The following is a 24,654-nucleotide window of genomic DNA, read 5'->3' on the forward strand; positions in this document are numbered from 1 at the left end:
CACAGCGTCGATGCTCACCGTCATGGGTTGTTTCATCGCCGAGAATGACCCGTGGCTGATGACGCTCGCCGCGATCATTTGCATCCTGGCAGCGACGTCTACGATCGCGCTCCTGCACCACGCGCGCCAGACCCGGGTCGGCTGGCGCAGCGGATGGGTCGCGGTCGCGGCGGTGGCCGGCGGCTCGGGCATCTGGGCCACGCATTTTCTCAGCATGCTCGCCTTCGAACCCGGCCTCGTCGCGGCCTACGCGGTCGGCCTGACCGTGCTGTCGCTGGTGCTGGCCGTCCTGGTGAGCGGGGCCGGCCTCGCGACCGCGGTGTTCTGGAGCGCCCGCGGCGCCCCGCTGGCGGGCGGGGCCATCGTCGGGCTCGGCATCGCGGCAATGCACTACACCGGCATGGCGGCCTACCAGGTCGCCGGTCGCATGGACTGGCATCCCGGCCTGGTCGCGCTCTCCGTCATCGCCGGCATCGGTCTCGCCACGGCCGCCCTCGGGGTGGGGCTGACCAGCCGACGGGCGCGGGGCCGCATCGTCGGCGCGGCCCTCCTCGCCGGTGCGATCTGGGCCCACCATGTCCTCGGCATGAGCGCTCTGACGATGGTGCCGGACCCGCGCGTGATCGTTCCCGAGGAGACGGTGCCGCCGCTCTGGCTCGCCCTGCCGGTCGGGCTCGCGAGCCTCACCATCCTCGTCATGGCCTGTACCGCCCTGGCCCTCGATCTGCGCGAGCGCCAGCGCGCGGTCTATCGCGGACGCCTCCTCAGCCTCGCCAATGCCGCGGTGGAAGGCCTCGTGATCTGCCAGGACGGCGTCGTCGTCAGCGCCAACGACAGCTTCGCCGCGCTCACGGGCACCGAGGCGCGAAGCCTCGACGGCGTGCCCCTGTCCCGCTTCATCCCGGACGCCGGGACGCTGCGGAGCCTGGAGGCGGGACGCGACGCCGCGGTCGAGGGCACCCTGTACCGGCTCGACGGGGCCGCCCTGCCGGTGGAGCTGATCATGCGGCCGGTCGCCTATGGACGCACGCCGCACGTCGCCCTCGCGGTGCGCGACCTCACCGCGCGCCGGCGGGCCGAGCGCCAGATCCAGTTCCTCGTCGGCCATGACCCGCTCACCGGACTGCCCAACCGGCAGTACTTCCATTCGGGCCTGGATCAGGGCCTCCGGCGCGCCGCCGCCTCCGGGGGCCGCCTCGCCCTGCTCCACATCAACCTCGACGGGTTCAAGGAGATCAACGACCTGTTCGGCAACGCCATCGGGGACGGGACGCTGGTGCGGGTCGCCCGACTTCTCGGCGGCCTCCTCGACGCGACGCAGATGGTCGCGCGCATCGGCGGCGACGAGTTCGCGGTGCTGACGCCCTGCTCCCATGCGGTCACGGCGGGGCGCCTCGCGGAGGAGATCCGGGCCACCCTCGAGGCGGCGGCCGAGACCGCGGCCCAGGGCGAGCCGGTCCCGGCGGCCACGATCGGCATCGCGGTGTTTCCCGACGATGCCCGCGACCGCAACGATCTCCTCAACGCGGCCGACACCGCCCTCCTCCTCGCCAAGGCGGAGGGACGCGGAAGCTACCGCTTCTTCGAGGCCTCGGTCGGCCAGGACGTGCGCGAGCGCCGCCTCCTCGAGAAGCAGCTGCGCCGCGCCCTAGCGGAGGACCAGCTGCGCCTCGTCTACCAGCCCCAGGTCGAGACCCGCACCGGGGCGGTGCTCGGCTTCGAGGTCCTCCTGCGCTGGCACCAGCCCGCCCGCGGCTTCGTCTCGCCGACGGTGTTCATTCCCATCGCGGAGGAGAGCGGGCTGATCCGGGAGATCGGCGCCTGGGTGCTGCGGGAGGCCTGCCGGGAGGCCGCGCGCTGGCATGCCCCGCTGAGCGTCGCCGTGAACGTCTCGGGCGTGCAGGTCCACGATGCGGGCTTCGCGCCCGCGGTCCAGGCGATCCTGGCCGAGACCGGCCTCGACCCCGCGCGCCTCGAACTCGAGATCACCGAGACCGCCCTGATCCGCGATCCCGACCGGGCGCGGACCAACCTGCGCCAGCTGAAGGCCCTGGGTCTGCGCATCGCCATGGACGATTTCGGCACCGGCTACTCGTCGCTCTCGAACCTGCGGATGTTCCCGTTCGACACCATCAAGATCGACGGCTCCTTCATCGCGGCGGTCGACTCTAACCCGCAGGCGGCCGCCATCGTGCGCTCGGTGCTCGGCCTCGGGGCGGGCCTCGGCCTGCCGGTCATCGCCGAAGGCGTCGAGACGGCGGAGGAGCTCGCCTTCCTCGTCGCCGAGAAGTGCCATGCCGCGCAGGGCTACTACATCGGCCGGCCCGGGCCGATCAGCGGGTTCGAGCAGCACACGGGCCGGGCGCGCCGCCGGTCGCCGGTCGCCGCCTGACCCTCGCCGGCCGGCTTGCTCCCGCATGCGGCTTGCCCGAAACGGAAGGCCCGGCGCATCGGCCCGCGCCGGAGGAGAGAGGCCGCCCATGCACGACGAGACCGGACATCGCCCCGGCGAGGCGGCGATCCCGCTGCCCGAGACCTTCGATGCCGGGCTGTACTTCATCGGCCGCATCCGCACCCCCTGGGCGACCCGCGGCGAATGCCCGAAGAACGGCCTGAAGACCGAGGAGACCTGCACGCTCCGCGTCGACGCGCCCTTCGCCGAAGGCCTCCAGAACGTCGAGGGCGCGAGCCATCTCATCGTGCTCTACTGGATGGACGAGGCCGCCCGCGACCTCGCGCTCCAGCGCCCCCGCCACGCGGAGGGCAGCCGCGGCACCTTCTCCCTGCGCTCGCCGGTGCGCCCGAACCCCATCGCCCTGTCGGTGGTCGAGCTTCTCGAGCGGCACGGGGCGAGCCTGCGGGTGCGCGGCCTCGATTGCCGCGACGGGACCCCGCTCCTCGACATCAAGCCCTACTTCGCGACGACGGATTCGCGCCCCGGCGCCACCGTGGACCGGGCCGGCACGGCGCCGCGGTGAGGCGGCGCCCCGGCCCGGGCTCGCGGGGTCACCCGGCCGGCGTCGGCTCCTCGGCGCCGTGGACCCGGCCGTCCGCACCGTGGATCTTGCGCGGGGCCCCCTTCGGCGGCGCCTTGATCCGGTACCAGCCGACATAGAGGGCGGGCAGGAAGAACAGTGTCAGGAAGGTGGCCGCCAGGATGCCGCCGATCATGGCGTAGGCCATCGGCCCCCAGAACACCTCGCGGGCGATGGGGATCAGGCCGAGGCTGGCCGCGGCGGCCGTGAGCAGGATCGGGCGCATGCGGTGACAGGTGGCGTCCACCACCGCGTCCCAGGGGGGGAGGCCGTCGCGCTCGTACTCGTCGATCTGGGTCACCAGGATCACCGAGTTGCGCACGATGATGCCGATCAGGGCCAGCACGCCGAGGATCGCCACGAAGCCCATCGGCTTGTTGAAGGTGAGCAGCGCGATCGCGACGCCGATCAGCCCCAGCGGCGCGACGCTCGCCACGAGGAAGAGCTTCTGGAAGCTCTGGAGCTGGATCATCAGGAACATCGCCATGGTGAGCAGCATCACGGGCGCCACGGCCGCGATCGGCCCCTGGCCCTTGGCGCTCTCCTCCACGGCGCCGCCCACCGCCAGGACGTAGCCGTCCGGCAGGCTCTTCCGGAACGCGCCGATCGTCTCGTCGAGCTGGCCCACCACCGTGGCGGGCTGGGTGTCGTCCGAGATCGAGGCCCGCACCGTGATGGTGGGCAGGCGGTCGCGGCGCCAGACGATGGGCTGCTCCAGCTCGTAGCCGATGGTGGCGAAGGCCAGCAGCGGCACCACGCTGCCGTTGGCCAGCGGCACCTGCAGGCTCTGGAGGGTGTCGAGGGAGTTGCGCTCCACCGCCTGCGCGCGGCCGACCACGTTGACGAGGTAGATCGAGTCCCGGACCTGGGTGATCGACCGGCCGCCGACGATGCCGTTGAGGAGGCCGGCGATGTCCTCCGAGGTCACGCCGAGCTGGCGCGCCTTGTCCTGGATGATGTCGACCTTGAGCACCTTGCCGGGCTCGTTCCAGTCGAAGGTCGGCACGTCGAGATGCGGGTTGGCGCCGACGATGTTGCCGAGGGTGAGCGCATGGGTCCGCAGGGTCTGCAGGTCGGGGCCGCTGAGGCGGTACTGCACCGGGCGCCCGACCGGGGGGCCGAGATCGAGGGAGTGGATGAGGAAGTCGGTGCCGACGAATTTCTCGCGTGCGAGGGCTTCGAGTTTGACCTTCATGCGCTCGCGCGCCTCGATCGACTTCGTCTCGATGACGATCTGGCCGAAGAAGGCGTTGCCGAGCTGCTGGTCCAGCGGCAGGTAGAAGCGCACCGCGCCCTGGCCCACGTAGGACGACCAGCGCACGATCTCCGGGTCGCCCACCAGGGTCGCCTCGAAGCGGTCCATCTGGCCCTTCGTCTCGGCGATGCTGGCGTTCTGCGGCAGCGTCATGTCGACGAGGAGCTCGGGCCGGTCGGAGGCCGGGAAGAACTGCTGCTGCACGAAGCCCATGCCGACGATCGCGGCGCCGAGCATGCCGACGCAGACGATCACGGTGGTCCAGCGCCAGCGCATGGCGCCCGTGAGCATGCCGGTGAAGAGCCGCATCGACCGGCTCGGGGCGTCGTGATCCTTGTGCTTCATCTGTTTCGGCAGGAGCTTCACGCCGATGAGGGGAGCGAACAGCACCGCCACCACCCAGGAGACGAGCAGCGAGGCGGCGATGACGACGAAGAGCGAGTAGGTGTACTCGCCCGCCGACGAGCCGTTGAAGCCGATGGGCAGGAAGCCCGCCACCGTCACCAGGGTGCCGGTGAGCATCGGGAAGGCGGTGGAGGTGTAGGCGAAGGTCGCCGCCTTCTTGAGGCTGTCGCCGACCTCCAGGCGCGCGACCATCATCTCCACCGTGATCATGGCGTCGTCGACGAGGAGGCCCAGCGCGATGATGAGCGCGCCCAGCGAGATGCGCTGGAGCGTCACCCCCATGATCTGCATGACCACGAACACGATGGCGAGCACGAGCGGGATCGAGAGCGAGACCACGAGGCCGGCGCGCCAGCCCAGGCTGATGAAGCTCACCGCCAGCACGATCAGCACGGCCTCCACCAGCGCCTTGGTGAAGCCGCCCACCGCCTCCTCGACGATTCGGGGCTGGTCCGAGACGAGGTGGATGCCGACGCCCACCGGCAGTTCGCCCTCGAGCTTGCGCATGCGCTCCTTCAGGTCGCGGCCGAAGGTGAGCAGGTTGCCCGAGGGCTGCATCGCGATGGCGAGGCCGATCGCCGGCTTGCCGTTGAAGCGGAACAGGTCGGTCGGCGGGTCGGTGAAGCCGCGGGAGATCTCGGCGACGTCGGAGAGGCGGAAGAAGCGGTCGTTCACCCGCAGGTTCACGGCGCGCAGGCTCTCCTCGTTGACGAACTGCCCGCCGACCCGGACGGAGACCCGCTCCGGTCCCGCCTGGATCACCCCGGAGGGCGCGATGGCGTTCTGCGACTGCAGCGTGCGGATGACCGAGTTGGTGTCGAGGCCGAGGCCTGCGAGCTTGCGGGTGGAGAAGTCGAGGTAGATCACCTCGTCCTGAGCGCCGAGGATCTGCATCTTGCCCGCGCTCGGCACCTTCTTCACCGCGGCGCGGACGCGCTCGACGTAGTCGCGCAGCTGTCGCGGCGTCACGCCGTCGGCCGTGAAGGCGTAGATGTTGCCGAAGACGTCGCCGAACTCGTCGTTGAAGAACGGACCCTGGATCCCCTGCGGGAAGGTGTTCTGGATATCGCCGATGCGCTTGCGGACCTGGTAGAAGATCGCCGGGATGGTCTTGGGCGGCGTCGTCTCGCGCAGCTGCACGAACACCGTGGTCTGACCGGGCGTGGTGTAGCTGCGGCTGAAATCGACGGCATCGATCTGCTGCACCTCCTTCTCGATCCGCTCGGTGACCTGATCGAGGGTGTCGCCGATGGTGGCGCCGGGCCAGCGCGCCTGCACGATCATGGTCTTGATCGCGAAGGGCGGGTCCTCCTCGCGCCCCAGGCGCTCGTAGGCCAGGAACCCGGCCACCACCGAGATCAGCATCAGGAACCAGACGAAGGAGCGGTGCTCCAGCGCCCATTCGGAGAGATTGAAGTTCTTCACGGGATTGCTCTCGCCTCACCGGGGTGGCGGCTGATGATGGACGACGTCGGGCTCGCGCGGGTCAGGGCGCCCGGTCGGGCAGGCGCACGGCCTGCCCCTCCTTGAGCGAGTGGACCCCGGCCACGACCACGCGGTCGCCGGCATCCAGGCCCGCGCCGATGCTGACGCGCTCGGCGTCCCGGCGCGTGACGGTGACGGGCCGCTTGAGCACGCTCTTCCCGTCCGGCGCGACGACCCAGACCGCATCGCGGCCCTCCTCCGTCAGCACGACGGTGGCGGGCAGGTCGATGTGGGGCGGCTCGGCCCGCGCGAGGGTGACCGTGAGGGTCGAGCCCAGGCGGAAGGCCTCGGAGGGCTTGATCAGGGTCATGCGGACGCGCCGGGTGCGCGTGGTCTGGTCGGCGAAGGGTGCGATCTCGCGCACCCGCGCCGTCGCCGTCACGTCCGGGGCGCTCTGCAGCGACACCGTGAACTGGGCCTCGGCCGGCATCGTGCCGACGTGTTCCTCGGGAATGTCGACCACGGCCTCGCGCTCCTCGGGCCGGGCCAGGGTCGCGACGGCCTGGCCGGCGCTGAGCACCTGGCCGACCTCGGCGCTGCGCACCGTGACGACGCCGTCGAAATCCGCGTGCAGCTCGGTATAGCCCATCTGGTCCCGCGCCCGCTGCAGGCTCGCCTCGGCTTGGGAGACCCGGGCCTGGGCGGTGTCGCGGCTCGCCACGGCGGTGTCGAGCTGGGCTTGGGCGACGTTGCCGCCGGCGAGCAGCCGGCGGCGGCGCGCTTCCGTGGCGCTGGCGTTCTCGGCCTGCGCCCTGGCATCGGCGAGGTCGGCCTCCGCGCGGGTCAGGGCGAAGCGCGTCACCACCGGATCGAGGGCGGCGATGCGCTGGCCCTTCTGGACGAGGTCGCCGACGGTGACGTCGCGGGCGATCATGCGGCCGGCGATCTGGAAGCCGATCTCCGACTGGTAGCGCGGCGCCACCACGCCCGCGAAGGGGCCGAAGACCTGAGCCGCCACCGGCTTCACGACCCGGTACAGCACCGGCCGTACGGGCGGCGGGGCGGTCTCCTGGGCGGCCTGGCAGGCGCCGAGCGGGATGACGAGCGCGAGGGCGCGCAGGCTCGGGCGGATCATCGCGTCGCCTCCAGGGTCTCGGCGACGGCGACGGCCTGCCCCGGACGAAGGAGCTGGATCCCCGCGATGACGACCTCCTCGCCGGGCTCGACCCCGCCCTTCAGCGCGATGGTGTTGGGTCCGTAGCGCTCGATCGTGACGGAGCGGGGCGCGACGGTGCCGCTGGCGGGATCGCGCACCCAGACGGCCGGGCCGTTCTCCCAGCGGTACAGGGCCGACCAGGGCAGCACGATCGCCTCGCGCGGCCGGAACTTGCCGGTGCCGATGACCACCGCGCCGAGGCTCATGGCCTTGGGCGTCTCGTCGAGCCCGACCTTGACCCGCACGGTCCCGGAGGCGGCGTCGACGCTGGGAGAGATCTCACGCACCCGGCCGGTCGCCTTGACCCGCGGATCGGCCTGCAGCGTGACGTCGACCGTCCTGCTCCCGGGCGGGGCGGCGAGCACCGCCTCGAAGATGTTGAAGACGGCGTCGCGCGGGCCGTCCTGGGCCATCGCCAGGACGGTCTGGCCGGTCTGCACCACCTGGCCGACCTCGAAGGTCCGGCTGAGGACGATGCCGTCCACGCCGGCCTTCAGGTCCGTGTAGGAGAACTGCTCCTCGGCACTCCCGAGGGCCGCCTTGGCGGAGTCCACGGAGGCCTGCGTGGTGCGCAGTTGCTGCTCGGCGTCGTCGTAGCTCGGGCGGGTGGTGTAGCCGCTGGCCATGAGCTGCTCCTGGCGCTTGAAGTTCAGCTTGGCCTGGGTCAGCAGCGCCTCGGCCGAGGTGAGCGCGGCCTGGGCGTTGTTGAGGTTGGCGCGCTGCTCCTGCGGGTCGAGCTTGGCCAGCACCCGGTCGGCGGTCACGTGGTCGCCGACCTCCACGAGGCGCTTGGCGATCTTGCCGTTGGTCCGGAAGGCGACGTTGACCTGCGACTGAGCCTGGATGTCGCCGGTGAAGATCAGGTCGGAGGCGATCGTGGTGGCGCGGGCCACCGCGGTGCGCACCACCGCGACGGCGGGACCCGCTTGCCTCTTCGCCACCTTGGCGTCCCCTTCGGCGCCCCACGCGGAGGGTGTCGCGGCGGAACAGGCCACGAGCACAAGGCCCAAGGCCCCGCACCCGCGCGGCCCCACGGTCAGCCAACCCACCATCGCGTCCTCGAACTCGGAAGCCCCCGCCTCGCGCCACCCATATCGGCAATCTTACCGACCGTCCAGACGGTTGTTTTTTTCGCCGAACCGTCTTCCCGGCTCGCGCGTTCCCAAGTATCCCATTGAAGTTATCGGTCTTCTCGCAGGTTCAGGCGGCGGATCCTCCTCCCTCGAAAGCACTGGCGGCCTGGCTGGATTGTCGATGATGAAGGCGCGTACCCGCCGCGAAGACCGACCCCTGGTGATCCTCGATGCCGCCGAACGCCTGATTCGGCGCATGGGCACGCGCACGCTCACCATCGACGCCGTCGCGGCCGAGGCCTCCCTCAGCAAGGGTGGCGTCCTGCACCACTATGCCTCGAAGGACGCGCTGATCTCGGCACTGGCCGAGCGCAAGCTGCGGGAGATCCGCGAGAGCGTGGCGACGCACGAAGCGGAGCAAGGACCAGGCGCGGCCGCCCTTCCCCTCGCGCTGATCGCGCATGCGCGCCAGGTCTATGCCGACGAGGACGGGTTTCCGCGCGCGCTCCTGCTGGCCTCCGCCGAGAGTCCCGAGGCCTTCGCCGGCTTCAACGCCTTCCTGACGCAGCGGCTCGCCCAGATGGAGGACGTGGCCTGCTGCCCGGGTGCCGGGGCGATGCTGACCTTCGCCACCCTGGGGCTCCTGCTGACCCGGACGCTGGGATTCCATTGCCTGGAGGGACCGGAACTGGAGAAGCTGTTCGATGCCATGGAGCACGCCGCCAAGAGCCTGCCGAAGGCGGGCGCACAGGCCTGAACGCGCGCCCGCGCCCGCCCGCTCGCCCAGCCAGCCCCTGGCACAGTCACGGTCGCGACGGCGGCCGTCGACGGCTCCCGGTCCGATGGGGGGGACGGATCTCACCGGGGCGGGGCGCAAGGCTGCCGGCCCGGAATGGTCTAGGCGGGGACCGCGAGCCCCGTTCGATCCGGATCGCCCGGCGCCTGACCCGTCCCCTGGCTTTCCTCGACGCGGGCAGCGCCACCGGCGCCGGGATCCGCACGCCCGACAGGTCCGGGACGGCGCTCGGCCCGCCCGAGGCCTGGCCGCCGGCCCGGGCGTGTCGCAAACGTTCGACAGCCGAGACAATCTTCTCCGATCGCGGCCTTGCGGTGTCTGTCCACCGCCTCACGACCTGCCTCGTCGAGGTCGGCGAAGCCGTCTGACGGGGTCGGAACCACCCCGGCGGATCGAGGTGCAACCGGGCCGAGAGCCGAATTTTCCACGGCAAAATCGCCGGGGGCGGGCGGTCAGGTCGCGCGCTCGGCCATGGCGGAGAAGACCAGGGCGTGGCGGGCCGCGAGGGCGTCGATGTCGGTGGAGTAGCCGCCGCCGATGACACCGACGAACGGAATGCCGCGGCGGTGCGCCTCGCCGACGACGAAGCGGTCGCGGGCCAGCAGGCCCGCATTGGTGAGGTCGAGGCGCCCGAGCCGGTCGTCGCGGTGGGGATCGACCCCGGCATTGTAGAACACGATGTCGGGGCGCAGCGCGTCGAGCAGCGGCCCGACATGGGCGGCCAGCACCGCGAGGTATGCGGCATCGTCGACCCCGTCGGGCAGCCCGACATCCCGGTCGCCGGCGATCTTGCGCGCCGGGTAGTTCTTCTCGGCATGGATCGACAGGGTGAAGAGGTCGGGCGTCCCGCTCAGGCAGTCGGCGGTGCCGTCGCCCTGGTGGACGTCGCAATCGACCACGAGCGCGCGCGCGACGGCACCCTCCGCGTGCAGGGTGCGGGCGGCCACCCCCACGTCGTTGAAGATGCAGAAGCCGGCGCCGGTCTCGCGCCGGGCATGGTGGCTGCCGCCGGCGGTGCTCCCGGCGAGGCCGTGCGCCAGGGCGAGGCGGGCCGCCAGCAGGGTGCCGCCCACCGAGGCGCAGGAACGGGCGACGACGGAGGCGCCCACCGGCAGGCCGATATTGCGCTCGATCTCGCGCGGGACGTCGAGGGCGAGCACGGCCTCCACGTAGGCGCGGTCATGGGCGGCGGCGAGAAGGTCGGCCCCGGCGGGCTCGGGCCGCGCGAAGCCGTCCGGGGCCAGCCCCTGCTCGGCCAGGAGCTCGGCCAGGCGCCCGTACTTGCGCATGGGAAAGCGGTGTCCCTCCGGCAGGGTCGCCTCGTAGGCCGGATGGAAGACGATGGGCAGGCTCATCGGGACGGATTCATGGGGACGGATTCATGGGGACGGATTCATGGGGACGGATTCATGGGGACGGATTCATGGGGACGGATTCATGGGGACGGGCTCATGGCCGGATCCGCGATCAGCCGCTCCGCCAGGGCGAGCCCGCTGTCGTGGGCGGCCTCGATCCGCGGCCCGAGGCAGCCGTCGCCGGCATAGCCGAGGCGCTGGGCCGGATCGTAGAGGCAGGGCGCGCCGCAGGTCTCCTCGACGAGGGCGTAGCGCCAGCGATGGGCGCGGGCCTGCAGGGGCGTGACGGCCCCGCCGACGAGGTCGCCGATGGCCGCGAGGAGGCTCGCCCGCACCACCTCGGGGGTCTGCTCGAGATGGGCCTTCGACCAGGCGGGCGTGGCGTGGATGGTGTAGGCCGGCGGCGCCTGCGGGCGCCCGGGCTTCACGCCCTCGCGGAACAGCGCGGCGATGGGACCGGCCGCGGGGCGCAGGACGCCGCCCGAGACGGACAGCTCCGCCTCGCAGGCCAGCATCAACGACCAGCAGGGCGCGTAGGTCGCCCGCTCGACGCCGGGCAGCGCGCACCCGCTCGCCGCGAGGAGGTGCAGCGCCTGCGGTCCCGGCAGCGTCAGGACCACCGCGTCGAACGCCCTGTCCTCGTCCGCCTCCGCCAGGGCGACCCGCCAGCCGTGCTCCGTCCGGGCCAGGGCGGTGACCGTCCGGCCGACGCGCACGTCGAGGCCGGCGAGGAGATCGCGCACCGGCGCGGTCATGTCGGGCACGGCCGTGACGGCGCCGTCCGCGTCGAAGGGCGCCACGAGGCCGCGGGCCCTCCAGTCGCCGAGGCGGCGGCGGAAGGCGGGGCCGTGCGCCCGCATCACCTGCGCGCCGTGGTCGAAGCTGAGGTCGGTCTCACGGTCCCGGCGGTTCGCCATGCGGCCGCCGGGCTGCCGGCCCTTGTCGAACACCGCGACGGAGAGGCCGGCCTCGTGGAGCCGGCGCGCCGCGCTCGCCCCCGCCATCCCGGCCCCCACGATCGCCACCTGCGCCGGTCCCGCCACCCCTGTCCCCCTTCGTCGTCAGAGGCTGTCATACGACTGAAGCAGCGCGGCTGTTAGGGGCGCTGTGCAGCCGGAGACGCGACGCGGTGTCCAGACCGCGCCCGGCCGCGTTTTTCAGAGCCTCGCGAGCGGGAGACGTCGCGAATGTGGGATCAGGCGTTGCGGGAGCTGTCGGAGCCGGGCGCCGCCGTTGCCCTGGGGCTGTGCGTCGCCCTGACGCTGGTCAACCTCGTGGGCATCACGGTGGCGGCCCTGCGGATCGGACGGCGCAACGGCGCCTCGGTGTTCCCGAGGGACGCCCCGGTCTCCCTGGTGCGGCCGGTCTGCGGCATCGAGGCCTTCAGCGAGGAATTGCTGACCCGCGGCTTTCAGCTGGCCCATCCCCATTACGAGCTGATCTTCTGCGTGGCCGACGGGGCCGATCCCATCGTTCCCCTTCTGGAGCGCCTGATGGCGGCGCATCCGCGGGTGCCCGCCCGCCTGATCGTCGGCGACGAGCGGATCAGCGACAACCCCAAGCTGAACAACTGCGTGCGTGGCTGGGAGGCGGCCCGTCACGACTGGGTGGTGCTCGCCGACTCGAACGTCGCGATGCCGCCGGACTATCTGCAGCAGTTGCAGGCGGCCTGGCGCCCCGATACCGGCCTCGTCTGCTCGACGCCGATCGGCGCACGTCCCTCCGGCCTGTTCGCCGCGGTGGAATGCGCCTTCCTCAACACCCTGCAGGCGCGCTGGCAATATACCGGCGAGGCCCTCGGCCTCGGCTTCGCCCAGGGCAAGAGCATGCTCTGGCACAAGCCCTTCCTGGAGGCGCGCGGCGGCATCCGGGCGCTGGCGGCGGAAATCGCCGAGGATGCGGCGGCGACCAAGCTCGTGCGCGCGGCGGGCGCCCGGGTCCACCTCGTGGCCGCGCCCTTCGACCAGCCCCTCGGGCACCGCACCCTGTCCGAGATCTGGTCGCGGCAACTGCGCTGGGCGCGGCTCCGGCGGGTCACCTTCCCGCTGTTCTTCGCCCCCGAGATAGGCTGCGGCCCGCTCTTGCCCTTCGCCCTCGCCCTCGCGGCCGCACCCTCCCTCTCACTGGCGGGCCTTCTCCTGGGGCTCACCGGACTCTGGTACGGGGCCGAGATCGTCCTGGCCGCCCGGGCGCGCTGGTACCGGCATCCCCGGCTCCTCCTCGCCTTCCTGATCCGCGACGCGCTGATCCCGTTCCTCTGGATCGGCGCCTGGATGCGCGGCGCCATCGTCTGGCGCGGCAATCCGATGGACATCCGGACGAAGGCGCCCGAGCCCACGGCCCGCAAACCCTGGCGCCGCCTGCGGCCCCGCGCCAGCGCCGCCTGATCGCAGCGTGAGAGGGGCGTCCTCGGCTTCCCCTGCGCCCTCGTCACGCGGCGGCATCGCCGGGGTTCGGTCCCGACGATTCGCACCGACGCGCGGGGTCGGCCATGGCGGCGTCACATGCCGCCGCGGCCATTTCCAAAACGAGACCGACGATCCAGAATGCCGGGAGCGCCGACCGGGTCAGCGTATCTCCTGGAGCCACGACCGCCATGACCGACGGACCGATCAAGGGGCCCGCCTCCTACTTCCCGTCGATCGAGAAGACATACGGGCGACCGGTCGCGGAATGGCAGGACCTGCTGCGCGAGCGGCTTCCCGCGAAGCACATGGACTTGGTGGCCATGCTCAAGGCCGACCATGCGATGGGCCATGGCCATGCCAATGCGCTCGTGGCGCACACCCTGGCGGCCCATAAAGGGTAGGATGATCGGCGATCTCGACCGGGGCTGCGCCGGCCGGTCTCCCGACGCGTCGCATCGGAGAGCCGACGTCCCGCGAAGCATCGCGACGGACGTCCGCGCCATGCCCGGAGTGCCGATGTCCGCCTACGCCGCAGGCCGCCCATGAGAATCGCGATCCTCGAAGCCGGCGCCCCGCCGGAGCGGCTCGCCGGCCGCTACCCGGGCTATGGCCGGATGACGGCCGACCGCCTCGGTTCCGGGCACGACCTCACGGTGTTTCCAGTCCATCGCGGCGACTGGCCGACCGATCCGGGCGCCTTCGACGCCACCCTCGTCACCGGTTCGCCCGCGGGCGTCTACGATCCTCTGCCCTGGATCGGCACGCTGATCGCGTACCTGCGCGGCCTCGATCCGGAGAAGCCCCTGGTGGGAATCTGCTTCGGACATCAGGTCATGGCGACCGCCTTCGGCGGGCGGGTCGAGAAGTCGGCCAAGGGCTGGGGGATCGGCCTGCATGCCTATCGCATCGCGCACGCGGCGGACTGGATGGACGCAGGTCCGGAGGTCGCCGCTCCCGCCATCCACCAGGACCAGGTGATCGAGGCGCCGTCGGCGAGTCGGACGCTGGCGGGCAACGGCTTCACGCCCCACGGCATCCTCGCCTATTGCGACCGGCGCGCCGTCTCGTTCCAGTTCCATCCGGAATTCGAACGCGCCTACGCCCGCGCCCTCATCGCGGGCCACCGCCCGGGCGAACTCGACGAAGCCTTGCGCGCTCGGGCGCTTGCCTCCCTCGCCGCGCCGAGCGACGGCGCGCGGGTCGGCGGATGGATCCGGCGCTTCCTCACGGAGCGATCCCGGCCGGGCTAGGCGAATCCCCGCCCTTCACTCTAGCCTTATGCGGATCGGATCGAGGGAACCCCACATGCAGCGCAGCGCTCAGTTCTCCATCGCCCCCGACAAGCTCTGGCAGTCGATCAACCCCTGGACGTTCTACCAGCAGGGCGCGCAGGTCGGACTGGTCAACATCGACCTCGGCCACACGCCGAATCCCGAGCTGGAGCAGAAGATCCTCGACGACGTGGGCAGCTACGGCCGCCAGCTGGGTCGGATCGGCGATGCGCTCGAGGTTCTGCTGCGCCATATCCGACTGGATCACCTCAGCCCCGCGGAGGAGGACGCCCTCCTGATCCTGCGCGGGCAGCTCGCCGAGGTCCGGCGGGTCAAGGAGCACCAGGGGACGGCGAGCCGCGGCTGACGATCGGGCGTCCGGTAGGAGAAATGGTGCGGGCGGTCGGAATCGAACCGACACTCCTTGCGGAACCGGATTTTGAGTCCGGCGCGTCTACCAGTTCCACCACGCCCGCAGCGTCCGCGTCATCGCACACCTTCCCGGATTCGGCCAGTGGCGTTTTCTTCGCAGTGCGATATGCGGGCGCTCGCCAGGAACGGCCCCGTATGATCAAAGGGCACGGCCCTGCCTTCCCGCCTTCCAGCCTTCCCGGACCCTCCATGATCCGTCGCCTCTACGAGTGGATCCTCGCGCTCGCGGGCAAGCCCTCCGCGCCCTACGCCCTCGGCGCCGTGGCCTTCGCCGAAAGCTCGTTCTTCCCGGTGCCACCGGACGTGATGCTGGTGCCCATGGCCGTCAGCCGGCCGGACCGGGTCTGGTTCTACGCCCTCGTCACCACGCTGGCCTCCGTCGCCGGCGGCCTCGTCGGCTACGCCATCGGCGCCCTGCTCTTCGACTCGATCGGGCAATGGGTGTTCCGGGTCTACGGCCTCTCCGACAAGGCCGCGACCTTCCAGGCCTCCTATGCCCAGTACGGGCATTGGGTGATCCTGCTGAAGGGCTTGACGCCGATCCCGTTCAAGCTCGTGACCATCACCTCGGGCTTCGCCCATTACGACCTGTTCTGGTTCGTGGTGCTGTCGCTGCTGACGCGGGGCGCCCGATTCTTCATCCTGGCGGGACTTCTGGGCCGCTACGGCGTTCAGATCCGTGGGGTGCTCGACCGGCACCTCAACGTGGTGGCGGCGATCTCCGTCGCGGTGATCATCCTCGGCTTCGTGCTGTTCAAGGTGCTCCTGTAGACAAGGTGCTTTTCCGGCATGGACTACGCTTCGCTCCTGCGCCTGCGCCGCGCCGCCCTTCTCGTCCTCGTCGGGTCCGTGCTGACGCTCGCGGGAGCCTGGATCTTCCAGTGGGGGCTCGGCTACGTGCCGTGCAAGCTCTGCCTGCAGGAGCGGACTCCCTACTACGCGGCGATTCCGCTGGCGCTGCTCGGCCTGTTCCTCCCGGCCTGGGCCGCGCGCCTCGCCCTCGGCCTCGCCGCCCTCGGCCTGCTCTACGGGGCCGGCCTCAGCGTCTATCACGCCGGTGCGGAATGGAGCCTTTGGGCCGGTCCCACCGATTGCGGCGGCGGCGCGGGTGCCAACCCCGCCGATGTCGGCGACTTCCTGAACGCCCTCCAGCACACCCGGGTGGCCGACTGCTCCACCGCGGCGTGGCGCCTGTTCGGCATCTCCCTCGCGGGCTGGAACGCGCTCATCGCCTTCCTCCTCGCGTCGATCGCCGGCACGGCCGCGCTGAAGCGCTGAGGCTCAGTGCCGGTCGTCGGAGGCCGGCGGCAAGGGTGCCACCGCGATGCCTTCGTCGAGGAGGGCGCGGGCCTCTTCCAGGCTCGCCTCGCCGTAGATCGCGCGGGTCTCTGTCTCGCCGTAGTGGATCCGGCGCGCCTCCTCGGGGAAGCGCGTCCCGACGTCGTCGGCGTTCCGCGTGGCGTCCTCGCGCAGGGCGCGCATCAAGGCGCGCAGGCGCTGCTCGGGTTCGGTGGGCGCCAATTGCGGCATGGGCTGCGCGGCGACGGCGGGAAGGTTCGCCTTCGACGCCGAATCGGGCGGTGGCAGGGCATGGCTCCCGCGATCCGTGCGGGCGACGGAGGGCGCCATCATGCTCTTGCCGACCCGGGCCGAGCCGCAGACCGGACAGGCCACGAGGCCCCGCGCGGCCTGCGCATCGAAGGAATCGCTCGACGGGAACCAGCTCTCGAAGCTGTGCCGGGCCTCACAGACGAGGGTGTAGCGGATCATGGGACCAGAGGTTTCGCGACGGTTGCGCGGGCGGGATCAGGCGGGGCGGCCGACCCGCTCGATCGTGAAGGGCCGGGCGTGCTGGAGGGTCGGGATGCGGGCGCGGGCGTCGGTGACACGGGAAAGGTCGATCTCGGCCAGGATCACGCCCGGCTCGGCCCCGTCCGCGTCGGCCAGGACCCGGCCCCAGGGATCGACGATCAGGGAGTGGCCGTAGGTGTCGCGCCCGTCCTCGTGGTGGCCGCCCTGTGCCGCCGAGATCATGAACGAGCCGGTCTCGATGGCGCGGGCCCGGTGCAGCACGTGCCAATGCGCCTCGCCCGTCTGCTTGGTGAAGCAGGCAGGAGCCGTCAGGAGGGTGGCGCCCGCCTCGGCTAGCGCCCGGTACAGGGCGGGGAAGCGGATGTCGTAGCAGATGGCGAGGCCGATGGGCGCCCAGGGCGTCTCGGCGACGACGGCGCAGGCGCCGCCGGTATAGGTCGCGGATTCGCGCCAGCGCTCGCCGTTCGGCAGGTCGACGTCGTAGAGGTGAAGCTTGTCGTAGGAGGCCGTGATCGCACCCGTCGCGTCGATCAGGAAGGCGCGGTTGGCGACCTTGTCGCCGTTGCGCACGGCGAGCGACCCGATCTGGATCACGATGCCGCGCTCGCGCGCGACGTCGCGCAGCGCCGCCAGCGTCGGGTCGTCGTCCTGGGCCGTGACCTTCTCGAATAGGCTCGCCTTGCTGCGCTCCACCAGGGAGGTCATCTCGGGCGTCTGGACGTAGTCCGCCCCGGCGCTCGCGGCCTCGCGCACCAGCGCCACGGCGGCATCGCGGTTGGCGAGGGGATCGCGGCCCGAGCGCATCTGGACGCAGGCGGCGGTGAAGGTCGGCGCGTCGCTCATGCGGCCACCAGCGCGTCGAGCTTGCCGGCACCGTTGAGGGCGTAGAGGTCGTCGCAGCCGCCCACATGGGCGTCCCCCACGAAGATCTGCGGCACGCTCGTGCGGCCCCCGGCACGCTGGACCATGGCGGTGCGCGAGCCGGCCGTCTTCTCGACGTCGATCTCGGTGAAGGCGATGCCCTTGTCGCGCAGCAGGCTCTTGGCCGCCGAGCAGTACGGGCACCACGCGGTTGTATAGATCGTGACCGGCTTCATCGTCGTCGCGCCCCATCCCAATCCCATCAGCATATAGGCGAGCCCGCGGGCTCTTCCTACTGCCTCGATTCGGCGGGCGCGACGGGCGTTACGCTCAGGCGGCCAGGAGCTTCTCGACCTCGTTGACGAGATCACGCAGGTGGAACGGCTTCGAGAGCACCTTGGCGTCCTTCGGAGCCTTCGAATCCGGGTTCAGGGCCACGGCGGCGAAGCCTGTGATGAACATCACCTTGATGTCGGGATCGAGTTCGGTGGCGCGCCGCGCCAGCTCGATCCCGTCCATCTCGGGCATCACGATGTCGGTGAGGAGCAGTTCGAAGGGCTCCTCGCGCAGGCGATTGTAGGCCGAGAGGCCGTTGTCGAACGACAGGACGTCGTAGCCCGCGTTCTGCAGCGCCTTGGCCAGGAAGCGGCGCATGTCGTTGTCGTCTTCCGCCAGGAGGATCTTCATCGAGCAGCGTCCCGTACCTTTGATTCGATGTGTTCTTTCCACAAAGCACCGGCTTGGTAAACAGAACGTTGCCAGCCCGCCCGGGCCAGGTGTCCCACGGCACCGCCAGGGGCATTTTGGAGCGCCCGTGATGCTGGACAGGCGAGTCGGCAAACCGCAAGGTGAGCGGATGCGTTGTCCCGTCCGCACCGAGGCGCCCGCGCCGCGATGACAGAGCCGTTCCAGACCCCCGACGCGATCGGAGCGGCCGCCTTCGATCCGCCCTTCACGGTGGACGAGCCGACGGCGCACACCCTCCCCTTCGTCTTCAACACGCCGCATTCCGGCGCGGTCTACCCACCGGCCTTCCTCGCCGCCTCGCGCCTCGACGGGCTCGCGCTGCGGCGGTCGGAGGACGCGCATGTCGACCGGCTGTTCGCGCCGGTGGTCGACCTCGGGGCGCCCCTGATGCGGGCGCATTTCCCCAGGGCCTTCCTCGACGTGAACCGCGAGCCCTACGAACTCGACCCGCGCATGTTCGACGGACGCCTGCCGGCCTTCGCCAACACCCGCTCCATGCGGGTGGCCGGCGGCCTCGGCACCATCCCGCGCCTTGTGGCCGACGGGCAGGAGATCTATCGCGGACGCCTGCCGGTCGAGGCCGCGGTCGAGCGGATCGAGACCCTGTACAAGCCCTATCACCGCACCCTGCGCGGCCTGATCCAGCGCACCTCCCGCCAGTTCGGTCACGCCATCCTGATCGATTGCCACTCGATGCCGTCGTCGAGCCTCGGACGCGACGAGGCGGCGCGCGCCGACATCATCCTGGGCGACCGCTTCGGCACCGCCTGCGCGCCGATCCTGATCGACGCCTTCGAGCACCACATGCGCGCCCGCGGCTACCGCGTCCTGCGCAACAAGCCCTATGCGGGCGGCTTCATCACCGAGCATTACGGCGAGCCGAACGTCGAGCGGCACGCCCTGCAGATCGAGATCAACCGGGGCCTCTACATGAACGAGGCGACCCTCGCGATCACCCCGGGCTTCTCGGAACTGGTCTGGCACCTGCGCAGCATCGTGGGCGCCGTCGCCGCCGAGGTGCAGGGCCTCGCCCCCGCCCGGATGGCCGCCGAATAGGCGGGTTCGACAAGAAAGTTTTGGGTGCGGCCCGAAAAGATTTGTCCGGCCCGCGCGCGAAAGTGACGGTTTTGCCGGCCCCATCCGGCGCAAGTCCGGTTAGGAGTAGCCCAGACCGGGCGCGTACCTATAATGCACGCACGCTGCCGCCGCACGAGCCAGAGCCCATGACGTCTCGCATCCCCGATTTCGCGACCGTTCCCTACGCGGCCGATGCCGTCCCGGCCCCGGTGCCGCCGACGGGCGAGCCCTGGATGACGCCGGAAGGCATTCCGGTGAAGGGCGTCTACGGACCGCAGGACCGCGACGGCATCGAGTTCCTCGACACCTATCCGGGCGTGGCACCCTACCTGCGCGGCCCCTACCCGACGATGTACGTGACGCAGCCCTGGACGATCCGGCAATATGCCGGCTTCTCCACGGCCGAGGATTCGAACGCGTTCTACCGGCGCAACCTCGCCGCCGGGCAGAAGGGCCTGTCGGTGGCCTTCGACCTCGCCACCCACCGCGGCTACGATTCCGACCACCCGCGCGTCTCGGGCGATGTCGGCATGGCCGGCGTCGCGATCGATTCGATCTACGACATGCGCACCCTGTTCTCGGGCATCCCGCTCGACGAAATGACCGTGTCGATGACGATGAACGGCGCGGTGCTGCCGATCCTCGCCCTCTACATCGTCGCGGCCGAGGAACAGGGCGTGCCGCCGGAGAAGCTCGCCGGCACCATCCAGAACGACATCCTCAAGGAGTTCATGGTCCGCAACACCTACATCTACCCGCCAGCGGGCTCGATGCGGATCATCGGCGACATCTTCGCCTACACCTCGAAGCACATGCCGAAGTTCAACTCGATCTCGATCTCCGGCTACCACATGCAGGAAGCCGGGGCGACGAACGACCTCGAGCTCGCCTACACGCTGGCCGACGGGGTCGAGTACATCAAGGCGGGCCTGGCGGCCGGGCTGACCATCGACCAGTTCGCCCCGCGCCTGTCGTTCTTCTGGGCCATCTCGACGAACTTCTTCATGGAGATCGCCAAGATGCGGGCCGCGCGCCTGATCTGGGCCAAGCTCGTCAAGGAATTCGAGCCAAAGAGCGACAAGTCCCTTCCCCTGCGCACCCACAGCCAGACCTCGGGCTGGTCGCTGACCGCGCAGGACGTGTTCAACAACGTCACCCGCACCTGCATCGAGGCGATGGCGGCGACCCAAGGGGGCACCCAGTCCCTGCACACCAACGCGCTGGACGAGGCGCTGGCCCTGCCCACCGACTTCTCGGCCCGCATCGCCCGCAACACCCAGCTCTTCCTGCAGCAGGAGAGCGGCACGACGCGCATCGTCGATCCGTGGGGCGGCTCCTACTACGTGGAGAAGCTGACCCAGGACATCGTCGTCCGCGCCTGGGAGCACCTGCGCGAGGTCGACGAACTCGGGGGCATGGCCAAGGCCATCGAGGCCGGCATCCCGAAGCTGCGCATCGAGGAGGCGGCCGCCCGCGCCCAGGCGCGGATCGATTCCGGCCGCCAGACCATCGTGGGCGTCAACAAGTACAAGCCGGACGACGACCGCGCCATCGAGCTGATGCGCGTCGACAACGGCAACGTCCGCACCCTGCAGATCGACAAGCTGAAGCGCCTGCGCGCCGAGCGCAGCCAGGCCGACGTCGACGCGGCCCTGGCGGCGCTGACGACGGCGGCGCAGGGGACGGGCAACCTCCTCGAACTCGCGGTGAACGCGGCGCGGGCCAAGGCCACAGTGGGCGAGATCTCGGACGCCCTGGAGAAGGCCTGGGGCCGTCACCGGGCCGAGATCCGCTCGATCTCGGGCGTGTACAAGCGGGAGGTGGGTGGCATGTCGCCGGTGGTCGAGACCGTTCGCAAGCTCGTGGAGACCTTCGAGGAGAACGATGGGCGTCGCCCGCGCATCCTCGTCGCCAAGATGGGCCAGGACGGGCACGACCGGGGCCAGAAGGTCATCGCCTCCGCCTTCGCCGATCTCGGCTTCGACGTGGATATCGGGCCGCTCTTCGCGACCCCCGCCGAGGCGGCGCGGCAGGCGGTGGAGAACGACGTCCACATCGTCGGCGTATCGTCGCTGGCCGCCGGCCACCTGACGCTGGTGCCCGAGCTGAAGGCGGCCCTGACGGAGCAGGGCCGCGGCGACGTGATGATCGTCATCGGCGGCGTGATTCCGCCGGGCGACTACGACGCCCTCTACGCCGCCGGCGCCTCGGCGATCTTCCCACCCGGCACCGTCATCGCGGAGGCCGCGGTGAAGCTGATCGAGGAGCTCAACGGCCGCCTCGGCTACGCGGCGCGGCAAGCCGCGGAGTAACGCCCCCCGGCGGGTGGCCCCCAGCCGTCCGCCATTGTACCCGGACGACGGGTCCGGCGGCAGAACACACGCGTCGACCGACCGGTCACCCTGACGACCTGGCGCCTGCGGCGCGCTTCCGTGCCGACCGGGCGCGGACCATGCCGCATCGGCGCGGAATGCTGCTGGCCTCGCCGGTTGCGCCACCGCCTTCGGTCTGCTCGACCTGCGTCTCGGCGCCCTCCTGGCGACGGCCTCGTCGGCTCGGTCTCCGGGTTCACCTGCGACCCGCTCACCCTGTCGGGCCTGACCCACTCGCTGATCCGGCATCGGCGGCGGCACCCGGCCTCCCGGGCGCTTCCCGCCGCCCGAGGTCAGGCCGCGGCCGGCTGCTCCGCCCGTCCGCGATAGGACAGGGCCTCGGCCAGATGGATGCGGCGGACGCGGTCCTCGCCGTCGAGGTCGGCCAGGGTGCGGGCGACGCGCAGGGTCCGATGGAAGCCGCGCGCCGAGAGCCGCATGGTCTCGGCGGCCGAGCGGATCAGGGCGGCACCCTCCGGGTCCGGGGCGGCCACCGCCTCGATCACCGGGGGTGGGCAGGTGGCGTTGGTGAACGATCCCTCCGGATCGTAGGCGGCGTAGCGCACGGTCTGCAGCGCGCGGGCGGCCGCGACGCGGGCCGCCATCTCGGCCGACCCCTCCGGGGGCGGCGGCAGGATCAGGTCGGCGGCCGTCACCGCGCCGACCTCGATGCGCAGGTCGATGCGGTCGAGGAGCGGGCCGGAGATGCGCGCGCCGTACTGGGCGACGCAGCGCTCGTTCGGGCCTTTCCGGCAGGCATAGCCCGGCTCCAGGGCCTGTCCGCAGCGGCAGGGATTCATCGCCGCCACGAGCTGGAACCGGGCCGGATAGGTCACCCGATGGTTGGCCCGCGCGATCATGATCGTCCCGGTCTCCATCGGCTGGCGCAGGGAGTCGAGCACCTGGGGCGTGAACTCCGGCAGTTCGTCGAGGAACAGCACGCCGCCATGGGCGAGCGAGGCCTCCCCCGGGCGGGCGTTGATGCCGCCGCCGACGAGTGCCGCCATGGAGGCGGAATGGTGCGGCTGCCGGAACGGGCGCCGGTTCGAGAGCGCGCCGCCCTTCAGTTCGCCCGCCACCGACTGGATCATCGAGACTTCGAGGAGTTCGCGCGGGGCCAGCGGCGGCAGGATCGAGGGCAGGCGCGCGGCGAGCATCGACTTGCCGGCTCCGGGCGGTCCGTTCATCAGGAGGTTGTGACCGCCGGCCGCGGCGATCTCCAGGGCGCGCTTGGCCCCCTCCTGGCCCTTGATGTCGCGCAGATCCGGCAGGGCGGCGCCCGACGCGGCCACCGCCGGCTCCGGCCGGGCCATGACCTGCGTGCCCTTGAAGTGGTTGGCGAGCTGGATCAGCGAACGCGGTGCCAGCACGTCGAGGTCGCCGCCGGCCCAGGCGGCCTCCGGCCCGGTGGCGGCCGGACAGATCAGGCCGAGACCGCGTTCGTTGGCGGCCATCGCGGCGGGCAGGACGCCGGAAACGGCCGTGATCGTCCCGTCGAGGGCGAGCTCCCCGAGCACGCAGTAGCCCGCGAGCGCATCGGCCGGCAGGGCGCCGATCGCACCCATCACCGCCAGGGCGATGGGCAGGTCGTAGTGCGATCCCTCCTTCGGCAGGTCGGCCGGGGCGAGATTCACGGTGATCCGCTTGGCTGGTAGGGCGAGACCGGAGGCGATGAGCGCCGAACGCACCCGCTCGCGGGACTCCGCCACCGCCTTGTCGGCGAGGCCCACCACCGTGAAGGCGACGATGCCGGGCGCGATCTGGACCTGGACGTCGACGGCCCGCGCTTCGATGCCCTCGAAGGCCACGGTGGCGACGCGAGTGACCATTCTGGACCGCTCCTGGAGGCGCGAAGGCCTCGCGACCCTAGGCGGCACCGCGCGGCCACACAACCGAAAGGCGCAGACATCCCGGAATTTCGGCAGGAACCTCACCTTCGCTGCGTGGTTCGGAAGAGGTCAGAAACAATCCTCGGACCCCAGGGAGACACCATGTCGATCAAGATCGCCGGCCTCGCCGCCCTCGCTCTCGGCCTCGCCTTCACCGGCTCGGCCTTCGCCGACCGGAAGCCGACCCCGGAGGAGCAGACCAAGATCGAGGCCGTGCTGAAGCAGGAAGGCTTCACCAAGTGGAAGAAGATCGAAGTCGAGGACGACGAGATCGAGGTCGATGACGCCATCGACGCCAGCGGCAAGCAGTTCGACCTCGAACTCGACCCCAAGACCTTCGCCATCGTGAAGCGCAAGGCCGAGTAGTCTTCAAAGCGGAGGCGTCTCGCGGCTCTCCGACGGGGCGGGTACCGCGCCGGAATGTCAGCCCTTTCGGGTGAAGTAGGTGCCGGCCGGCGCGGCCGAGCCGGCACCGCTCGGGTTGAGCGCCCGCCATTGGGTCAGGACGGCATCGCCGCCCCGGCGCATCTCGAACAAATCCGTCCCGACCTCGTAGAGACGCGTGCCGTAGGCGTTCACGGTGCGGCCGTCCCCGAAGGTGTGGAAGACGACGGCGACGCTCTCGGCCGTACCGCTCGCCTTGCAGACGATGGTCTCGTCGGTCTGGAAGCCCTCGATCCGCAGCAGGCAGTCCGGGTTTCCCCGTCCCGGGGCGATGTCGAGCTGGTAGGTGACGACGATCGGCGATCCGCCGACGGTGCGGCCCCCGTCGTGCTCGTAGAGGTAGCGGCCCGCCCAGGCCCTCGGAGCTTCGGGCGCCGCGGCGGTTGCCGCCGTGAGCGCCGCCATCAGACAGGCCAGGGCCATCGGCCCTTCGCCGAACCGCCGCGTCATCGGCGCCTCCCTCTTTCTCGATACAGACAGAGCACCGAGCCTGGCGCAGGGATCGGGCGATTTGGGGGCACGCCGAGGCCTGCCCCACGGCGCGCCCGCTTCTTCGTGCCCCCAGTCCGCTCGCACGGGTCCGCTCGCACGAGTCCGCTTGCATCCGCCGCGCGCGGCGGCCATATAGCCCTCGGGAGGTTGGCGAGGGACGTTTCACTCGCCAACCGGGTCAGGTCCGGAAGGAAGCAGCCCTAACGAGACCGAGCGGGTCTTCGTCCAGCCTCCCACCTCGATCGATGCCTCGGGCTCGCGTGGCGGCACCCTCCGACCGGAGCCGCAC

The 24,654-nt window shown here is 71.1% G+C and carries 23 protein-coding genes, 1 tRNA gene and 1 other RNA gene; 13 read left to right on the forward strand and 12 right to left on the reverse strand.

Features of this window, described 5'->3' with window-relative positions:
• Nucleotides 1-10 precede the first annotated feature (10 nt).
• Together ACLBWX_RS09170 and tsaA are read left to right on the forward strand one after the other, a co-directional pair.
• Complete coding sequence (locus ACLBWX_RS09170; protein WP_447676769.1) at nucleotides 11-2,392, forward strand: putative bifunctional diguanylate cyclase/phosphodiesterase; 2,382 nt, start codon at nucleotides 11-13, stop codon at nucleotides 2,390-2,392.
• 88 nt (nucleotides 2,393-2,480) lie between these two features.
• The gene (gene tsaA, locus ACLBWX_RS09175) at nucleotides 2,481-2,978 is read left to right on the forward strand and encodes a tRNA (N6-threonylcarbamoyladenosine(37)-N6)-methyltransferase TrmO (protein ID WP_447676770.1); all 498 of its coding nucleotides are present in this window, start codon (nucleotides 2,481-2,483) and stop codon (nucleotides 2,976-2,978) included.
• Nucleotides 2,979-3,006: 28 nt separating this feature from the next.
• Here tsaA and ACLBWX_RS09180 read toward each other — a convergent pair whose 3' ends face one another.
• From ACLBWX_RS09180 to ACLBWX_RS09190, 3 genes are all read right to left on the reverse strand, one after another.
• Complete coding sequence (locus ACLBWX_RS09180; RefSeq protein ID WP_447676928.1) at nucleotides 3,007-6,060, reverse strand: efflux RND transporter permease subunit; 3,054 nt, start codon at nucleotides 6,058-6,060, stop codon at nucleotides 3,007-3,009.
• A 121-nt stretch (nucleotides 6,061-6,181) separates the two neighbouring features.
• Nucleotides 6,182-7,255, reverse strand: coding sequence for an efflux RND transporter periplasmic adaptor subunit (locus ACLBWX_RS09185; RefSeq protein WP_447676771.1), 1,074 nt, complete (start codon nucleotides 7,253-7,255; stop codon nucleotides 6,182-6,184).
• On the reverse strand, nucleotides 7,252-8,277 hold the full coding sequence (locus ACLBWX_RS09190) for an efflux RND transporter periplasmic adaptor subunit (protein ID WP_447676772.1): 1,026 nt from the start codon (nucleotides 8,275-8,277) through the stop codon (nucleotides 7,252-7,254). Before ACLBWX_RS09190 ends, ACLBWX_RS09185 begins: the two co-directional genes overlap by 4 nt.
• Nucleotides 8,278-8,590: 313 nt before the next feature.
• Here ACLBWX_RS09190 and ACLBWX_RS09195 point away from each other — a divergent pair, with 313 nt between their 5' ends.
• Nucleotides 8,591-9,166, forward strand: coding sequence for a TetR/AcrR family transcriptional regulator (locus ACLBWX_RS09195; RefSeq protein ID WP_447676773.1), 576 nt, complete (start codon nucleotides 8,591-8,593; stop codon nucleotides 9,164-9,166).
• Between the two features lie 491 nt (nucleotides 9,167-9,657).
• On the opposite strand, the gene ACLBWX_RS09200 is transcribed toward ACLBWX_RS09195, so the two are convergent.
• The gene (locus tag ACLBWX_RS09200; protein WP_447676774.1) at nucleotides 9,658-10,560 is read right to left on the reverse strand and encodes a histone deacetylase family protein; all 903 of its coding nucleotides are present in this window, start codon (nucleotides 10,558-10,560) and stop codon (nucleotides 9,658-9,660) included.
• A gap of 80 nt (nucleotides 10,561-10,640) precedes the next feature.
• Complete coding sequence (locus ACLBWX_RS09205; RefSeq protein ID WP_447676775.1) at nucleotides 10,641-11,603, reverse strand: NAD(P)/FAD-dependent oxidoreductase; 963 nt, start codon at nucleotides 11,601-11,603, stop codon at nucleotides 10,641-10,643.
• 159 nt (nucleotides 11,604-11,762) lie between these two features.
• Between ACLBWX_RS09205 and ACLBWX_RS09210 the strand changes: the two genes are divergently transcribed.
• The 4 genes from ACLBWX_RS09210 (at nucleotide 11,763) to ACLBWX_RS09225 (ending at nucleotide 14,606) form a co-directional block, all read left to right on the forward strand.
• On the forward strand, nucleotides 11,763-12,947 hold the full coding sequence (locus ACLBWX_RS09210; protein WP_447676776.1) for a ceramide glucosyltransferase: 1,185 nt from the start codon (nucleotides 11,763-11,765) through the stop codon (nucleotides 12,945-12,947).
• A 209-nt stretch (nucleotides 12,948-13,156) separates the two neighbouring features.
• Nucleotides 13,157-13,369 carry a DUF4287 domain-containing protein gene (locus ACLBWX_RS09215; RefSeq protein WP_447676777.1) on the forward strand — a complete coding sequence of 71 codons (213 nt, stop codon included), beginning with the start codon at nucleotides 13,157-13,159 and terminating at the stop codon, nucleotides 13,367-13,369.
• Nucleotides 13,370-13,510: 141 nt separating this feature from the next.
• A complete protein-coding gene (locus ACLBWX_RS09220) occupies nucleotides 13,511-14,218 on the forward strand; it encodes a glutamine amidotransferase-related protein (protein ID WP_447676778.1) in 708 nt (235 codons plus the stop codon).
• Between the two features lie 55 nt (nucleotides 14,219-14,273).
• Nucleotides 14,274-14,606, forward strand: a complete 333-nt coding sequence (locus ACLBWX_RS09225) for a hypothetical protein (RefSeq protein ID WP_447676779.1) — start codon at nucleotides 14,274-14,276, stop codon at nucleotides 14,604-14,606.
• Nucleotides 14,607-14,630: 24 nt separating this feature from the next.
• Here ACLBWX_RS09225 and ACLBWX_RS09230 read toward each other — a convergent pair.
• Nucleotides 14,631-14,715: transfer RNA gene (locus ACLBWX_RS09230), tRNA-Leu, on the reverse strand.
• Between the two features lie 145 nt (nucleotides 14,716-14,860).
• Here ACLBWX_RS09230 and ACLBWX_RS09235 point away from each other — a divergent pair.
• The gene (locus ACLBWX_RS09235; RefSeq protein WP_447676780.1) at nucleotides 14,861-15,442 is read left to right on the forward strand and encodes a YqaA family protein; all 582 of its coding nucleotides are present in this window, start codon (nucleotides 14,861-14,863) and stop codon (nucleotides 15,440-15,442) included.
• A gap of 18 nt (nucleotides 15,443-15,460) precedes the next feature.
• Complete coding sequence (locus tag ACLBWX_RS09240; protein ID WP_447676781.1) at nucleotides 15,461-15,949, forward strand: disulfide bond formation protein B; 489 nt, start codon at nucleotides 15,461-15,463, stop codon at nucleotides 15,947-15,949.
• A 3-nt stretch (nucleotides 15,950-15,952) separates the two neighbouring features.
• Here the strand turns inward: ACLBWX_RS09240 and ACLBWX_RS09245 are convergent, their stop codons facing one another.
• The 4 genes from ACLBWX_RS09245 to cpdR form a co-directional block, all read right to left on the reverse strand.
• Nucleotides 15,953-16,441 carry a DUF1178 family protein gene (locus ACLBWX_RS09245; RefSeq protein WP_447676782.1) on the reverse strand — a complete coding sequence of 163 codons (489 nt, stop codon included), beginning with the start codon at nucleotides 16,439-16,441 and terminating at the stop codon, nucleotides 15,953-15,955.
• Between the two features lie 36 nt (nucleotides 16,442-16,477).
• A complete protein-coding gene (locus ACLBWX_RS09250) occupies nucleotides 16,478-17,326 on the reverse strand; it encodes a carbon-nitrogen hydrolase family protein (protein WP_447676783.1) in 849 nt (282 codons plus the stop codon).
• Nucleotides 17,323-17,580 (reverse strand): glutaredoxin 3, encoded by a 258-nt coding sequence (gene grxC / locus ACLBWX_RS09255; RefSeq protein WP_056466766.1) that lies wholly within the window; start codon nucleotides 17,578-17,580, stop codon nucleotides 17,323-17,325. The genes ACLBWX_RS09250 and grxC overlap by 4 nt, the downstream gene beginning before the upstream one ends.
• A gap of 94 nt (nucleotides 17,581-17,674) precedes the next feature.
• Nucleotides 17,675-18,031: a cell cycle two-component system response regulator CpdR gene (gene cpdR, locus ACLBWX_RS09260; protein WP_003603128.1), complete on the reverse strand. Its 357-nt coding sequence runs from the start codon at nucleotides 18,029-18,031 to the stop codon at nucleotides 17,675-17,677.
• 207 nt (nucleotides 18,032-18,238) lie between these two features.
• Between cpdR and ACLBWX_RS09265 the strand changes: the two genes are divergently transcribed.
• Both ACLBWX_RS09265 and scpA read left to right on the forward strand, forming a co-directional pair.
• Nucleotides 18,239-19,147, forward strand: a complete 909-nt coding sequence (locus ACLBWX_RS09265) for an N-formylglutamate amidohydrolase (protein ID WP_447676784.1) — start codon at nucleotides 18,239-18,241, stop codon at nucleotides 19,145-19,147.
• 167 nt (nucleotides 19,148-19,314) lie between these two features.
• Nucleotides 19,315-21,480 carry a methylmalonyl-CoA mutase gene (gene scpA, locus ACLBWX_RS09270; protein WP_447676785.1) on the forward strand — a complete coding sequence of 722 codons (2,166 nt, stop codon included), beginning with the start codon at nucleotides 19,315-19,317 and terminating at the stop codon, nucleotides 21,478-21,480.
• Nucleotides 21,481-21,833: 353 nt separating this feature from the next.
• Here scpA and ACLBWX_RS09275 read toward each other — a convergent pair whose 3' ends face one another.
• Entirely contained in the window at nucleotides 21,834-23,369 is a 1,536-nt protein-coding gene (locus ACLBWX_RS09275) for a YifB family Mg chelatase-like AAA ATPase (protein ID WP_447676786.1), read from the reverse strand.
• Between the two features lie 162 nt (nucleotides 23,370-23,531).
• Here ACLBWX_RS09275 and ACLBWX_RS09280 point away from each other — a divergent pair, with 162 nt between their 5' ends.
• On the forward strand, nucleotides 23,532-23,795 hold the full coding sequence (locus ACLBWX_RS09280; protein ID WP_447676787.1) for a PepSY domain-containing protein: 264 nt from the start codon (nucleotides 23,532-23,534) through the stop codon (nucleotides 23,793-23,795).
• 57 nt (nucleotides 23,796-23,852) lie between these two features.
• On the opposite strand, the gene ACLBWX_RS09285 is transcribed toward ACLBWX_RS09280, so the two are convergent.
• On the reverse strand, nucleotides 23,853-24,323 hold the full coding sequence (locus ACLBWX_RS09285) for a DUF5991 domain-containing protein (protein ID WP_447676788.1): 471 nt from the start codon (nucleotides 24,321-24,323) through the stop codon (nucleotides 23,853-23,855).
• 183 nt (nucleotides 24,324-24,506) lie between these two features.
• Between ACLBWX_RS09285 and ffs the strand changes: the two genes are divergently transcribed.
• An RNA gene (gene ffs, locus ACLBWX_RS09290) (signal recognition particle sRNA small type) lies at nucleotides 24,507-24,603 on the forward strand.
• Nucleotides 24,604-24,654 lie beyond the last annotated feature (51 nt).

Source organism: Methylobacterium sp. M6A4_1b, from assembly GCF_053345175.1.